Here is a 13,630-nt window from a genome sequence, read left to right as displayed (position 1 = left end):
CGGAGGAATGCGCAATTACACCCTGAAGCGAATCGGGCAGTCGATCTTGGTGATGTGGGCCGCCTACACCCTGTCCTTCTTTCTCCTCAGCGCATTACCTGGGGACGCGGTGAACAACCGCATCCAGAACCCGGAGGCCCAACTGTCCCCGGAGTCCGCGCGGGCGCTGGTCGAGTACTACGGACTTGATCGGCCGTTGCTGGAGCAGTATGTCAGTGGTCTGGGTGGAATCCTGCGGGGAGACTTGGGGTATTCGCTCACCAATGGCACACCGGTGACCGGCCTCATCGGTGATGTCCTACCGAGCACGCTCCAACTTACCGGTCTGGCATTGGTTTTCGGCCTCGTCCTGGCAGCTGTCATCGCCGTGGTCGCGAACTATGCTCCGTGGGCGTCGGTGCGAAGTGTGGTTGGTTCGGTACCGGCGTTGTTCGGTTCGGTACCCACTTTTGTGGTGGGAATCCTTGTACTGCAATTCTTGTCGTTCAAGTTGCATGTGATTCCGTCGTCCGACGACGGTTCGTTCCTGGCATTGTTGGCTCCGGCCGCGACATTGGCTATTCTCATCGCTGCACCGCTGGCACAAGTGTTCAGCACCTCGATAACCACAACTCGCGACTTGCCATTTGTTCACGTACTGCATGCGAAGGGCGCTGGGGAGGGGTATGCCTTCCGCCGGGGCGTACTGCGAAACTCTGCATTGCCGGTACTGACGCTTCTCGGACTTGCCTGCGGCGAACTGATCGCCGGATCTGTGGTGACCGAGGCAGTCTATGCTCGACCAGGACTCGGCCAGCTGACCGTGAACGCGGTCGGTACCCAGGATCTCCCGGTTCTCCAGGGAGTGGTGTTGGTTGCGGCTTTGGCATACGTGGCGGTCAACCTCGCTGTCGACCTGGCGTACCCGTACATCGACCCGCGGGTTCTTGTCGACGGTCGAAACTCACGCGTCACCGCTCGTAGAGCCCGAACGAAGCTGGTACTTCCCGGATTCGGCGTCAAAGCAACTGGCGTCGCTTCTGTACCCGTTTCGGTTCAGCGCCGGCTGCCGGCGGAGGTGTCGATGCCATGACCGTCATCATCGAGGACACAACGGCGCAGAACGCGCCGCCGACGAGCGGTGCAGAGCCAGAAGCGGCTGCATCGAGCGTTCGAGAAACGGTGCGATGGGCTGCCCGGAGCTGGGGTTTGGTGCTGTCGACCGCCATTTTTGTACTTGCGGTGCTGTGGGCGCTCCTGCCAGGGGCGTTCACCAGCTTTGATCCGATTGCCGTCGACAACGGCCGTAAGTTGTTACCTCCGTCCGGCGAACACTGGTTTGGTACCGACCTTCTCGGTCGCGACATGTACGCACGTGTCGTCTACGGCGCACGGGCGTCGCTACTGGGCGCCAGCATGGCGGTCGCCGTCGCGGTGATCGTCGGTTCGGTGCTCGGCGCAGTTGCCGGTTGGTTCGGTGGGTTCGTCGACACCGTGGTGATGCGACTCATCGACGTTGTGCTGTCCGTCCCCGGGTTCTTGCTCGCTATCACGATCGTGGTGGTGTACACGGCAAAAGTGGGGCAGGCGGGCCTGATTCCCGCCGCGATTGCAGTGGGTCTGACCTCGGCGGCGACGTTCGCGCGATTGATCCGGTCCGAGGTACTCACGGTGCGGGCAAGTAACTATGTCGAGGCGGCGATCACCAGCGGGGCAACAACCTTCACGGTTCTGCGGCGCCACGTGGTTCCGAATTCGCTGGCTCCGACCGTATCGCTGATTGCCGTTCAGCTCGGCATCGCCATCATCTGGATTGCCTCACTGAGTTTCCTCGGACTCGGTGCTCAGCCGCCGAATCCTGAATGGGGACTGCTTGTTTCGGATGGGCGGCAGTTCATTGCCACGCGAGGATGGCTCACACTCTATCCCGCACTCACCATCATCGCGGTGGTTCTGGCGACCAACAACATCGCTCGTCACCTCACGACAAGGAGTTCGCGATGAGCCTGGATCCAGTCTTGTCCGTCAAGGGCCTCACCGTTGGCTACCGGACGAATCGCACGCTTGCCCCAGTGGTGCACGATGTCAGCTTCGACGTCGGCCCCGGCCAGGTTCTGGCGCTGGTGGGGGAGTCGGGGTCGGGTAAGACCACCACCGGCCACGCGATCCTCGGCTTACTCCCCACGAACGGTGAAGTGATCTCGGGTTCGATCGTCTTCCGCGGTCAAGAGTTGACCGCGTTGAACCCCAAGGGGTGGCGCGAGATCCGTGGCCGGTCGGTGAGTCTGATTCCGCAGGACCCGACGGTGTCCCTCGATCCGGTCCGCCGGGTGGGGCATCAAGTCGAAGACGTAGTGCGTCTTCACACCGACCTCGACGCGGATGCGCGGCGTGAGCGTGTTCACGAACTGTTCGCGCTCGTCGGTTTCGACGATGTCGAACGCCGATACGGGCAGTATCCGCACGAGTTGTCGGGGGGAATGCGGCAACGAGTGCTGGTTGCAGCCGCAGTGGCCGCGGAACCTGATCTGATCATCGCCGACGAACCCACGTCGGGACTCGATGCGACCGTGCAGAAACAAGTCCTCGATCTCATCGACAGCCTGCGGGCTCGATCGTCGACGAGCATGGTTCTGGTTACCCATGATCTTGGTGTTGCCGCAGACCGCTCCGATCTCATCGGAGTCATGCGCAACGGGCATCTGGTGGAAGTCGGACCGACAGCGGAGGTTCTCGCGAATCCACGGCATGCCTATACCCGGCATTTGTTGAACAGCGTGCCATCGCGGTTGTCGGTGCGCGAGAATCGAGGCTCTGTGCTCGCGGCACGGAAGACGGTTATCGAGGTCGCGGACCTGCACAAGGATTACGGCGAAGTCCCTGCCGTGGAAGGTATTTCGTTCCACGTTCGGCAGGGTGAGACATTTTCGATCGTCGGCGAATCCGGTAGCGGAAAGTCGACCACTGCCCGAATTCTCGCGGGATTGACCACTGCGACGTCAGGGCGCGCGTCCGTGCTTGGTTCGGACATCACTGCACTGAGCCGCTCGGAGTTTCGGCCACTGCGCCGTGACCTGCAAATCGTGTATCAAAACCCGTACTCGTCGTTCGATCCCCGGTTTACGGTCTTCGACGTAGTCGAAGAACCGCTGCGGTCCTTCCAGAAGGCGCGCTGGGGACGACGCCGGGGAAACGTCGACCGCGTGGCGGCTGCGTTGGAAGCCGCGGCACTACCAGCTGACTTTGCGCGCCGTCATCCACGTGAACTGTCCGGTGGCCAACGCCAACGTGTGGCAATCGCCCGTGCGCTGGTGGTCGAACCGAAAGTTGTCGTGCTCGACGAGCCGATCTCGGCGCTGGACGTGTCGGTGGCCGCACAGATTCTCGAACTCCTACAGCGCCTTCAACAAGAGCGCGGGCTCACTTACGTTTTCATCTCGCACGACTTATCTGTTGTTTCCGCAATCTCAGATCGAGTTGCGGTGATGCAGCGCGGACGCATTGTCGAACAAGGATCCGTGGAACAGGTCTTTTCGAATCCCACGGACGACTACACCGTCCGGTTGCTCGAGGCGATCGCCGGACGCGAACTCACCACTACCCGAGGAACCCCATGACTACTCGACCCGACACCCTCGATGCCGCTCTGATCCGGTTCAGGTCCATCTTCGGTGAACTGGCAAAAGGTGCCGGAGAACGTGATCTGTCCGGCGAACACCCGTATGAACTGGTACAGGAGCTTGCCGGCGCCGGATTCGGCAAGCTGCGAGTCCCCCGCGAGTACGGCGGATTCGACGTCGATTTGCCGACCTTGTTCGCCCTGCTCGCGGAGGCCGGGCAAGCCGACGCCAACGTGCCGCAGATCTGGCGTGGGCACTTCACCACCACCGAGATCCTGCGGCTGGAAACCGATTCCGAGGTGAGGGGGTATTGGTTGACTACGGTCGCCGGTGGTGCGGTGTTCGGCAATGCGCAGTCGGAGCCGGCCGACCGTGTTGCCGGCCTTGATTCGGGCGGCGGATGGGGCACGATCACCACACGGGTCAGGCGCAGTGACGCGGGCGAGCGGGTTGTCTCCGGTACCAAGTTCTATTCGACAGGCTCCCGCTTCGCGGATTACATTCGGGCGGCGGTCGTGGACGGCGACGGGCACCGGGAGTTCGTGGTGCTCCCCGCCCGGCACCAGGGCGTTGAGCATGTCGACGACTGGGACGGTGTCGGACAACGCCAGACCGGTAGTGGTACAACAATTTTCACTGATGTCCCAGTGGAGTCCAACGGCGAGATCGGCCGCTATACCGAATCTTTGCGAGGGCTGGACTCGTTCGTTCAGATCGTGCATCTGGCGAACCTGGTCGGGATTGCGCGCAGTGTCCTGGCTGAGACCATCGATATCGTCCGTAACCGAACCCGCACCAGTCGGCATGCCCTGACGCAGGATGCAGTCGCCGATCCGGACGTGCTCAGTGTTGTCGGAACCCTCTACTCCCGCACGCTGACGGCGGAAACTCTGCTCGGTCACGCCGCGCGTCGGTTGGACGAGGCACATGCCACCGGTGACGAGGCGGTGTATTCCGACGCCTATATCCAGGCCTCTACTGCGCAGGTAGCAGTCATCGACGCCGTTCTGGCCGCCGCCAGTGATGCGTTCAATGCGGGTGGTTCGTCGACAGCTCGTAGGCGAGCGCACCTGGATCGACATTGGCGCAATGCGCGCACGCTCGCGTCACACAATCCGGTCATCTACAAGCCGCGGGTGATCGGCGACTACTACGTCAACGGAAATGCGCCGGTATCAGGCTATTACGCCGATCGGCTGTCGGCAGTCAACGCTGCCGACCAGAGCGAAAGGGTTCAGCTGTGAGCGGGCAACTGCATCTGAACGTCAACATCCTCAATGCCGGTGTCTTCGGAGGCTCCTGGCGGTTCCCCGATACCGACGCGCTGGCGAGCTACACGATCGAGCACTACACAGCAATCGCCAAAAAGGCCGAGGCGGCCAAGCTCGACGCGGTTTTCCTCGCCGACGGTCCACTACTGGACCCGAGTATCAGGCACCGATCCGGCAACAACCTGGAGCCCACAACAGTATTGGCGCGGGTGGCCGCACAGACCGAGAAGGTCGGACTGATCGGGACGCTGTCGAGTTCGTACAACGATCCGGAGGAAATCGCCAGGCGACTCGGAGACCTCGATTACGTCAGCGGCGGGCGATTCGGTTGGAACGTAGTGACAACGGCGGGGCCGGTCGCAGCGCGCAACTTCGGCCATACCGGCGAGCCGGAGCACGGTCTCCGCTATCGCCGAGCCGCGAGTGTGGTCGACCAGGTGGTCACCAAGTGGGGAGCGCGAACTGAACTCGTATCACCGCAAGGACGGCCTGTCATAGTGCAGGCAGGAGGCTCCAGTGACGGAAAGCGGTTGGCCTCGCAGATCGGTGAAGTGATCTTCTCCGCGGAACAGGACCTGGACAAGGCGCGAGCATTTCGCACCGAGATCCGCGAAGGTGCAAGGAAGTTCGGTCGTTCGCCGGACGAGGTGGTCGTTCTTCCCGGGCTGTCGACAGTGTTGGGCAGCACGGAGGCGGAGGCTAGAGCGCGGCGCGAACTCCTCGACGAGTTGCTGCCCGATGCGTACGCCCGCGATCGGCTTGCCGGACAACTCGGATTCTCCCTGGACGGACTCGACGACAATGCGCCGATTCCTCCTGAGCTATTGAGAAATCCAGATCACGCCGGCGGATCTCAGACGTTCTACCGGGTTGTCCTCGGCATCATCGAGCGCGAGAATCCGACCCTGCGTCAACTGTTGAAGAAGCTGTCCGGAGGTGGCGGTCACCGCATAGTCGTCGGCACTCCGGAACAGATCGCCGACGACATCGAGCGGTGGTTCCGCGATGGCGCGGCCGACGGATTCAACGTGATGCCGGATGTATTGCCTTCGGGGTTCGACGATTTTGCCGACCATCTCGTGCCGGAGTTGCGCCGGCGAGGCCTGTTCCGCACCGATTACGAGGGGACCACTCTGCGTGATCACCTCGGGCTCGGTGTGCCTGGCGTCCCATACACCACCACAGACGAGTACCCGCTCGTGAGCGCGGAATGAGGAGAAACAGATGACCGTGTTCGTGGAGTTGGCGGTGGGTGAGTCGGCGGGACAAGTATCAGTCTCCGCCGCAGATGCAATCGCACGAGTTGCCCAGAGCGTGAACGCAAGTGGCATCAGACTTGTCGACGAGGTCGACAGCCTGCGCACGATCGATCCTTCGATTGTCGGCAGCTACCTCGCTGGTCGGTACGGACACCTCGGGTACCTGATCGATGCGCGGACAACGCACAATGCGCCGTACAACCTGGCTCGGCGAGTGCTGTCGCTGGATCGTGCGACAGACGGCCGCGTGGGTGTTGTCCTCGCGCCGGGGGAGGGCGACGAGGTCAGCGATGCGACAACCCCAGACCCCCAGGCATCGGATACATCCGAACGGTGGGTCGAGTATGCGGACATCGTCTCGCGGCTGTGGGAGTCGTTCCCGCGCGCGGCACTGCTCGGAGACCAGGAACGTGCCACCTTTGTCGACGACACGTTGATCGCACCGATCAATCACGAAGGTCGGTTCTATCGCGTGGCCGGACCGTTGGACGGACCGGCTTCGGTGCAAGGTCGCCCCGTGGTCGTGGCTGCCGATCCCGACGCTCTGGGATGGTCGCGGATCGCAGCGGTTGCGGACGTCGTCATCGTGGAGCGCAACAACATCGACGGGGCCGACGCTGCCCTGTCGGGCGCACTTCATTCCGTTGGACGCCGGCGATCCGATGTTGCGCTGCTGGCCCGGTTGACCGGTGCCGTCAGTGCGGTAGAACTCAAGCAGTGGGCGCCTGACAACGGTGTCGACGGATTTGTCCTCGCGACAAGTGGACGTGACGAAGCTGCGATTGTGGACCTTGTCAGGGACGTGGTGCCTCAACTTGCGGGACCGATAGGGCGCACGCTGCGTTCGACACTCGCACTGCGTGAGAGCGCAGAGGTGTTTGCATGACCGCCGTACATGTGTCTCCGGCACCCGTACCGGAGCACGGCGTGGAGCGTCGGGAGGAATACTTGACTGTCGCCGGGATCCGAGCAGCTGCCGCTCCGGTGTTGACCCGCCTCGGTGCCACTGCTCGGGCTCGCGAAGAGACACGGGACTATGCGTTCGATGATGTCCGTGAACTTGCCGATCTCGGAATTGCCCTTACCGGCATCGCCACTGCCGAAGGTGGCGGCGGAGGAACCGTCAGAGATGTCGTGGAGCTGGTCATCGACATTTCCCGTGCGGATTCCAATGTCGCGCAGGCGCTTCGGCCGACATTTTTGGCTGCGAACCAGGTCGCCAGTCGTGAGGACGTTCCGCTTCGGGAGATCAATCTGGAGCGTTTGCGTCAACGCGCGTTGTTCGTGGGTACCGGCAACGAGCGCAACGGCGGGGCGAGTGGAAGCGTATCCACCACAGCCCGGCGCCACGGTGATGGTTATGTCGTCAACGGACGAAAGTTCTATTCGACGGGCGCGTTGTACGCGACGTACTTCTCGTCGCAAGCAGTCACCGAGGACGGCACCATCATCCGATTCACGGTGCCCGTTGATCGCGCGGGCGTAGACCGACGTGACGACTTCGACGCTATCGGCCAGCGGCTGACGCAGAGCGGTTCCACCTGGTTCAACGATGTGTGGGTCTCGGATGACGAGGTTGTCGTCGCGGAGGACTCGCGTCCGGACAATCCGTGGCAGGGCTCCTTCGCGCAGCTCTATCTCGCGGCGGTACAGGCGGGCATTGCGGCGCGCGCGCTCGATGATGCGGTGTGGTTCGTGCGGGAGCAGGCTCGTCCCATCAAGCACAGCTCGGCGACACAGAGCGTCGATGATCCGTACGTGCGGGCGACCGTCGGAGAACTCGGTGCGCGGGTACGGGCAGCACGCGCGGTGGTGTTGTCGGCTGCCGAAGAGCTCCAGAACTTGCGGGGATTGGCGGGCGAGGATGCGCGGCGGGCCGGCGCGAATGCCGCCGTTGTCGTCGCCGAATCAGGCGTCATCGCGATCGAGTCTGCGCTTCGCGCTTCGGAATTGCTCTTCGATGTCGGTGGCGGTTCGATTACGAACCGCGAGTGGGGTTTCGACCGTCACTGGCGTAATGCCCGTACGGCTGCGAACCACAATCCGCGTCAGTGGAAAGCGGCAGTCGCCGGCGCCTATCACCTCACCGGGGAAGAGCCCCCTCTCACGGGGTTGTTCTGAACAGATTTGTGCACAGCACCATTCATGTGAAAGGAAATCAATGACCATCGAGGTTGACCGCGTACTCGGCCGAACCGGTGTCCGGATCACTCCACTGACGCTCGGGACGATGAACTTCGGCCGCTGGCAAGAGGAAGGGGAGAGCCTTCGGATCATTTCGTCCGCTCTGGATCTCGGTGTCTCGGCTATCGACACCGCGGACGTGTACGCCCAGGGTGTTTCCGAAGAGATTGTCGGGAAAGCGCTCACAGGTCGCCGCGACGACGTGTTCCTCGCGACGAAGTTCCACGGCCAGATCGGGACCGACCCTCTTCACGCGGGCAATTCACGCCGCTGGATCACGCGGGCGGTCGAGGACAGCTTGCGCAGGCTGCGTACCGATTACATCGATCTCTATCAGGTACATCGCCCAGATCCGGATACGAGCCTGCTCGAGACGTTGCAGTCACTCAACGACCTGATCCGTCAGGGCAAGATCCGGTACTACGGAACCTCCGCGTTTCCGGCACATCAACAGGTCGAAGCCCATTGGCTTGCCGAGAAGTACGGTCTCGTCGCCCCTCACACCGAGCAGCTCCCTTACTCGCTGCTGGTGCGTGGCGTCGAGCGTGAGGTGTTCCCAGTGGTGAGGAAGTACGGCGTTGGCGTCCTCTCCTACGGCCCGCTTGCCGCCGGGTGGTTGTCCGGCAAGTATCGGTTGGGCGCGCAGCAACCGGAATCGGCTCGTGCCGAACTGATCCCGGGTCGCTTCGACGTGAGTGCCGAGCGCAACCAACGCAAACTGGTGGCAGCTGATGCACTTGCCCAGCTTGCGGAGGACAACGGACTCACACTTGTCGATCTGTCGATCGGATTTGCCCTCAATCATCCGGCGATCAGCAGTGTCATCATCGGCCCCCGAACGCAAGAACATCTCGAAGCGTATGTGAAGGCCGCGGCGGTGCAGCTGAGCGATCAGATCCTGGATCGCATCGATGAGATCGTCGACCCGGGTACACAATTCTCCGAGCGAGACACCGGGCGAGACACTCCGTCGTTGACACCGGCCGAGCTTCGCCGCGACCACCGCTGACCTACTGAAAACTACTGAAAACTACCGAAAGACATTCACACTCATGAGCTATGGCACTTTCGAAACCATCTACACTGCTGATGCCGAGCGCTACACCAAGATTCCGTACCGCAGAAGCGGTGCGTCGGGGCTCGACCTTCCCGCGTTCTCTTTCGGGCTGTGGCAGAAGTTCGGTACCGACTACGCGTTCGAAACGCAGCGGGAGATCATCCTGCACGCTTTCGACCTGGGGATCACCCATTTCGACAACGCGGACCGGTACGGCCCGCCGCACCGCGCCGCGCAACAGAACTTCGGAAGGGTTCTGGCGAAGGATCTGGCGTCCTACCGCGACGAGATCATCCTGTCGACGAAGGCAGGCAACGCGATCGGGCCCAGCCCGTATCTGAAGGGTGGATCCCGCAAGTCCTTGCTGGCCTCGCTCGATCACAGTCTGCGTGATTTCGGCACTGACTACGTCGACATTTTCTACAGCCACAGCCCAGACCTGTCGACTCCTGTCGAAGAGACGGTCGGAGCCCTGGTGTCAGCTGTGCAGCAGGGCAAAGCGCTCTATGTCGGACTCTCGAACTATCTACCAGAGCGTGCGCACGAAGCCGCAGTGTTGCTCCGCGAGGCCGGCGTTCCGTTGCTCATTCACCAGCCGAGGTATTCGATCTTCGATCGGCGTATCGAGCAGAACGGATTGCTGGAACTGGCGCAAGAGGACGGCTTCGGGCTGATCGTGTATTCGCCGCTGGCTCAGGGTCTGCTCACGAACAAGTACCTCGAGACGATCCCCGCCGATGCCCGAGCAGTCAACAGCACCTTCCTCAGTCCCGATGTCCTCACCGACACCTATCGGCAGCGTGCATCCGAGCTCAACAAACTGGCGGAATCACGTGGACAGTCGCTGGCGCAGTTGGCGCTTCAGTGGGTCTTGCGGCAGCCAGCAGTCACGTCGGCGTTGGTGGGGGCCAGCTCGACGTGGCAGCTCGACCACAATCTGCAGGCACTGAGCTTCCCGGAGTTGACCGACGAGGAACTCGCAATCATCGAAGAGCACGGTGTTCACGGCACCGGGCTGAACCTCTGAGATGACGTCCGTCGCAGCGCCGATCGGTGCGGGCATCGAGGATGGACGACCGTTCCGGCTCAATTTCCTCCTCCATCTGGACCGGGATCTGTCACCAGCGCAGGCCTACCGCGAGGCGATCGAATTGTTCGTTGCCGCTGAGGAATTGGGCTACGACTCCGGGTGGGTGATCCAGCGTCATTTCCGTCAGGGCAACGAACATATCTCGGCTCCGCTGGTCACGCTTGCGGCGATCGCCCAGCACACAAGCAGAATTCGTTTGGGCACCGGGGTATTGGTGCTTCCCCTCGAGGATCCGCTGAAGGTTGCCGAGGACGCTGCGACGCTTGACGTACTCAGTAATGGACGGTTGGAACTCGGTCTGGGTTCAGGGCCTTTCCCGGGGGCATGGGAAGCGTTCGGGCGAGATCTATCCGACAAACAGCGGTTGGTTGACGAGTCGATCGATCGACTGCACGGCGCACTCGAGGGGAAGTCTCTCAACAGTGCCGGGGAGGTCCTGTACCCACCTGGTCACGGCGTACGGGATCGATTGTGGCAGGCCACGACGAGTGAACCCACGCACGCTCACGATGCGGCCAGAGCAGCGGCTCTCGCCGGCGACGGCTTGCAGTTGTCCAGGGCCACAACGTTTCGGGGTGGGAGCGCGCGAGAGGCACAGGAACGACAGGCGGCGTGGATCGACAGCTACCGCGGCGCCTGGAATGACCCCGTGCGCTCGCCACGGGTACAGGTGTCGCGCGCGGTGTATCCACATCCGGATCGGGAAGTGGCAACACGATTGGTGACCCCGGGTGTGCAGCGTTGGCAGAGTTGGAGCACGTCGGGAAAACAGACACGCAGCCAGAGCGTCGAGGACTATCTGGCGGCTGACAACGCACTGATCGGACCCAGCGAGACACTGGCAGCTGAACTTGCCGCCGACCCGGCACTGCGTGACATCACCGATTTGCTGGTGAGCTTTGTTCCCGGGGTGCCAGACCGGGATGAACATCTCCGATTGCTCGAAACCAGCGCCCGGGAGCTGGCCCCCTTGCTGGGCTGGCGATCGGCCGCTGCGTCCGTCCCTTCATAACCCGATTGTGAGACTTCTGCGATGACTGGATTGCACCTGAACTTGTCCCTCATGACGCCGGGTCATTTCCGGCACGCGTGGCGGTTACCGCACGCTGATCCACTGGCCTATCTCGATATCGATCATTTTGTGCGGCTCGCTCAGATCGCAGAAGCGGCCAAGATCGACGCCGTCTTCCTCGGCGATGGGCCGGCGTTGCGCGGCGAGATCGAGGAGGCACCTGGAACCGGAATCGATCCGCTGGTGCTACTCGGCCATCTGGCGGCGATCACCGAGAACCTTGGTGTCGTAATTACCAGTTCGACGACCTATAACTCGCCGTACAACTTGGCACGTCGATTTCAAGCACTCGACCACGTCACCAAGGGGCGTGCCGCCGTCAACATCGTGACAACCGGGACACCGGCGGCAGCTGCGAACTTCGGACTGTCCGAGCACCCGGACAAAGAATCTCGTTATCGGAGGGCGTGGGAGTTTCTCGAGGTGGTGACTGGTCTGTGGGACAGCTGGGGCCCGGATTGGCTTGTCGCGGACAAGAAGTCAGGTCAATACGCGGACGTCTCCCGAATCCGCTCCAGCGACCATGTCGGGGAGTTCTTTTCGGTGGCCGGCCCGCTTCCTGTCCCGCCGGGGCCACAGGGTCGTCCGGTGTTGGTGCAGGCAGGCGGGTCGGAAGGCGGGTTGAAACTGGCCGGAGATTTTGCCGACGTCGTATTCACGGTGGCACAGACGCAGTCGAAAGCGGTTGCCTTTCGAGATGACATCCGGCGTCGGGCCGTCGCTGCCGGTCGCGGGCCCGATGACGTGAAAATCTCACTCGGAGTTGTTGTGCTGGTTGCGGCGACCGAGGAGCAGGCCCGAGCTCGAGAAAAGGAACTGTATGAGACATTGCCGATCGAACGATTGACTGCAGTTCTGCTTGCGAATCTGGGCTTACCCGAAGGCTCGTTCGGTCCCGACGACGTGATTTCCGAAGCCGACCTGCCGGGAACGATTCCGACAGGTGCGTTCTCGACCGGGTTCAGTGTGTCGACGCGCGCCTTGATTCACGAGGGGCCGCTCACGCCGCGTGAACTGGTGACGCGTGGCGCAGGCGGTTCGGGGCATCGTCTTGTGGTGGGTTCGGCTGAGCAGGTTGCCGACGATCTGCAGGAGTGGTTCGAGGCCGGAACAGCGGATGGCTTCACCATCATGCCTGCGGATACTGCCGTCGACCTCGAGAACTTCGCAAACCTGGTTGTACCGATCCTGCAATCACGCGGTCTGTTCCAGCGTGAGTACACAGCACCAACTCTGCGAGAGAGATTTGGCCTGTCCTTCGGGGACCGTCGACGCCCGCAGTCGCATCGGTCCGGAACCGAGTTGGTTGCAGTCCCGGTGTAGACGCCGGACATCACAACGAGCGCGTGATCTGTTGTTATCGCGGCAAATCTCAACCCGATGGGCACCGACTTCGAGGTCGGTGCCCATCGGTGATGGAGCGGATGGCAGGATTCGAACCCACGTGGACGGTTTTGCAGACCGCTGCCTCGCCTCTCGGCCACACCCGCGCTGGCAATCAATTATGTTTGTAGAAAACAGCATTCGCCAGAGTTGGGATCACGAAGAGTTGATCGGACTGAAATGTCGAGTATCTTTGAGCCGCAACGAGTTGAAGCAAATCTAAACAATCCTCGTAGATCAGCTTGCTTGTTCTTCGGGCAACCGCTGTGCAGACTCAATTGCGTGCACGTGCATTTAACTGTGCATCTATTTTCCGTACCCGCGAACCATGAAGGACCACTATGTCGCCGCAGAACGAACCAGCGTTGGTCACTCCGGTAATCGCCGCAGCAGCAGTGGCCGGAGGGGCGTTGCTCATCGATGTGCGCAGCGCGAAGGGCCGCAACGAGAATGGCGCAATTCCAGGAGCCGTGGTCGTCGACCGCAATGACCTCGATGCCGAGTTCGGACTCGACTCGCCCGCCAAGCACTCGGAGGTGAACTCGCTCGATCAACCGATCGTCGCGGTGTGTGGCTCGATTGCCGGTTCCGCGCCGGTTGCCGAGGGGCTTCTTCAGCGCGGGTTCGCGAACGTGGTCCACGTCGACGGCGGTTTCCCGGCGTGGAAGGCGGCGGGTCTGACCGTTGCCGAACCTGTTTCGCCGCAGTCGTAATT

The 13,630-nt window shown here is 62.0% G+C and carries 12 protein-coding genes and 1 tRNA gene; 12 read left to right on the top strand and 1 reads right to left on the bottom strand.

All coding sequences use genetic code 11. The annotated features are described in order from the left end of the window. Positions 1 to 7: 7 nt before the first annotated feature. From R4P64_RS26775 to R4P64_RS26725, 11 genes are read left to right on the top strand one after another with little or no spacing between them, the layout of a single operon-like run. Complete coding sequence (locus R4P64_RS26775; RefSeq protein WP_233363660.1) at positions 8 to 1,072, top strand: ABC transporter permease; 1,065 nt, start codon at positions 8 to 10, stop codon at positions 1,070 to 1,072. Then, entirely contained in the window at positions 1,069 to 1,983 is a 915-nt protein-coding gene (locus tag R4P64_RS26770) for an ABC transporter permease (protein WP_317823340.1), read from the top strand. Before R4P64_RS26775 ends, R4P64_RS26770 begins: the two co-directional genes overlap by 4 nt. Beyond that, positions 1,980 to 3,596 (top strand): ABC transporter ATP-binding protein, encoded by a 1,617-nt coding sequence (locus tag R4P64_RS26765; RefSeq protein WP_317823338.1) that lies wholly within the window; start codon positions 1,980 to 1,982, stop codon positions 3,594 to 3,596. The genes R4P64_RS26770 and R4P64_RS26765 overlap by 4 nt, the downstream gene beginning before the upstream one ends. Then, entirely contained in the window at positions 3,593 to 4,843 is a 1,251-nt protein-coding gene (locus R4P64_RS26760; RefSeq protein ID WP_317823337.1) for an acyl-CoA dehydrogenase family protein, read from the top strand. The genes R4P64_RS26765 and R4P64_RS26760 overlap by 4 nt, the downstream gene beginning before the upstream one ends. Further along, entirely contained in the window at positions 4,840 to 6,084 is a 1,245-nt protein-coding gene (locus tag R4P64_RS26755; RefSeq protein ID WP_317823336.1) for an LLM class flavin-dependent oxidoreductase, read from the top strand. Before R4P64_RS26760 ends, R4P64_RS26755 begins: the two co-directional genes overlap by 4 nt. Positions 6,085 to 6,094: 10 nt before the next feature. Then, on the top strand, positions 6,095 to 7,015 hold the full coding sequence (locus tag R4P64_RS26750) for an LLM class flavin-dependent oxidoreductase (RefSeq protein ID WP_317823335.1): 921 nt from the start codon (positions 6,095 to 6,097) through the stop codon (positions 7,013 to 7,015). Further along, positions 7,012 to 8,250 carry an acyl-CoA dehydrogenase family protein gene (locus tag R4P64_RS26745; RefSeq protein ID WP_317823334.1) on the top strand — a complete coding sequence of 413 codons (1,239 nt, stop codon included), beginning with the start codon at positions 7,012 to 7,014 and terminating at the stop codon, positions 8,248 to 8,250. The genes R4P64_RS26750 and R4P64_RS26745 overlap by 4 nt, the downstream gene beginning before the upstream one ends. Before the next feature lie 40 nt (positions 8,251 to 8,290). Further along, entirely contained in the window at positions 8,291 to 9,322 is a 1,032-nt protein-coding gene (locus R4P64_RS26740) for an aldo/keto reductase (RefSeq protein ID WP_317823332.1), read from the top strand. Between the two features lie 43 nt (positions 9,323 to 9,365). Continuing rightward, positions 9,366 to 10,397, top strand: a complete 1,032-nt coding sequence (locus R4P64_RS26735; RefSeq protein WP_317823331.1) for an aldo/keto reductase — start codon at positions 9,366 to 9,368, stop codon at positions 10,395 to 10,397. 1 nt (position 10,398) lies between these two features. Then, positions 10,399 to 11,472 (top strand): LLM class flavin-dependent oxidoreductase, encoded by a 1,074-nt coding sequence (locus tag R4P64_RS26730; protein ID WP_317823330.1) that lies wholly within the window; start codon positions 10,399 to 10,401, stop codon positions 11,470 to 11,472. 21 nt (positions 11,473 to 11,493) lie between these two features. Then, entirely contained in the window at positions 11,494 to 12,855 is a 1,362-nt protein-coding gene (locus R4P64_RS26725; protein WP_317823329.1) for an NtaA/DmoA family FMN-dependent monooxygenase, read from the top strand. 93 nt (positions 12,856 to 12,948) lie between these two features. On the opposite strand, the gene R4P64_RS26720 is transcribed toward R4P64_RS26725, so the two are convergent. Next, positions 12,949 to 13,022, bottom strand: a tRNA-Cys gene (locus R4P64_RS26720). 234 nt (positions 13,023 to 13,256) lie between these two features. On the opposite strand from R4P64_RS26720, the gene R4P64_RS26715 reads away from it, so the two are divergent. Continuing rightward, on the top strand, positions 13,257 to 13,628 hold the full coding sequence (locus R4P64_RS26715; RefSeq protein WP_317823328.1) for a rhodanese-like domain-containing protein: 372 nt from the start codon (positions 13,257 to 13,259) through the stop codon (positions 13,626 to 13,628). Positions 13,629 to 13,630 lie beyond the last annotated feature (2 nt).

This window comes from Rhodococcus sp. IEGM 1366 (assembly GCF_033142425.1).
Lineage (GTDB): Bacteria > Actinomycetota > Actinomycetes > Mycobacteriales > Mycobacteriaceae > Rhodococcus_F > Rhodococcus_F globerula.
Note: the sequence above shows the minus strand (reverse complement) of the source record. Positions and strands in the feature narration are given on the sequence as shown.

Coding starts and splice junctions, on each gene's coding strand:
- R4P64_RS26775 (WP_233363660.1), top strand. CDS start 8: ATGCGCAATTACACCCTGAAGCGAATCGGGCAGTCGATCTTGGTGATG.
- R4P64_RS26770 (WP_317823340.1), top strand. CDS start 1,069: ATGACCGTCATCATCGAGGACACAACGGCGCAGAACGCGCCGCCGACG.
- R4P64_RS26765 (WP_317823338.1), top strand. CDS start 1,980: ATGAGCCTGGATCCAGTCTTGTCCGTCAAGGGCCTCACCGTTGGCTAC.
- R4P64_RS26760 (WP_317823337.1), top strand. CDS start 3,593: ATGACTACTCGACCCGACACCCTCGATGCCGCTCTGATCCGGTTCAGG.
- R4P64_RS26750 (WP_317823335.1), top strand. CDS start 6,095: ATGACCGTGTTCGTGGAGTTGGCGGTGGGTGAGTCGGCGGGACAAGTA.
- R4P64_RS26745 (WP_317823334.1), top strand. CDS start 7,012: ATGACCGCCGTACATGTGTCTCCGGCACCCGTACCGGAGCACGGCGTG.
- R4P64_RS26740 (WP_317823332.1), top strand. CDS start 8,291: ATGACCATCGAGGTTGACCGCGTACTCGGCCGAACCGGTGTCCGGATC.
- R4P64_RS26735 (WP_317823331.1), top strand. CDS start 9,366: ATGAGCTATGGCACTTTCGAAACCATCTACACTGCTGATGCCGAGCGC.
- R4P64_RS26730 (WP_317823330.1), top strand. CDS start 10,399: ATGACGTCCGTCGCAGCGCCGATCGGTGCGGGCATCGAGGATGGACGA.
- R4P64_RS26725 (WP_317823329.1), top strand. CDS start 11,494: ATGACTGGATTGCACCTGAACTTGTCCCTCATGACGCCGGGTCATTTC.
- R4P64_RS26715 (WP_317823328.1), top strand. CDS start 13,257: ATGTCGCCGCAGAACGAACCAGCGTTGGTCACTCCGGTAATCGCCGCA.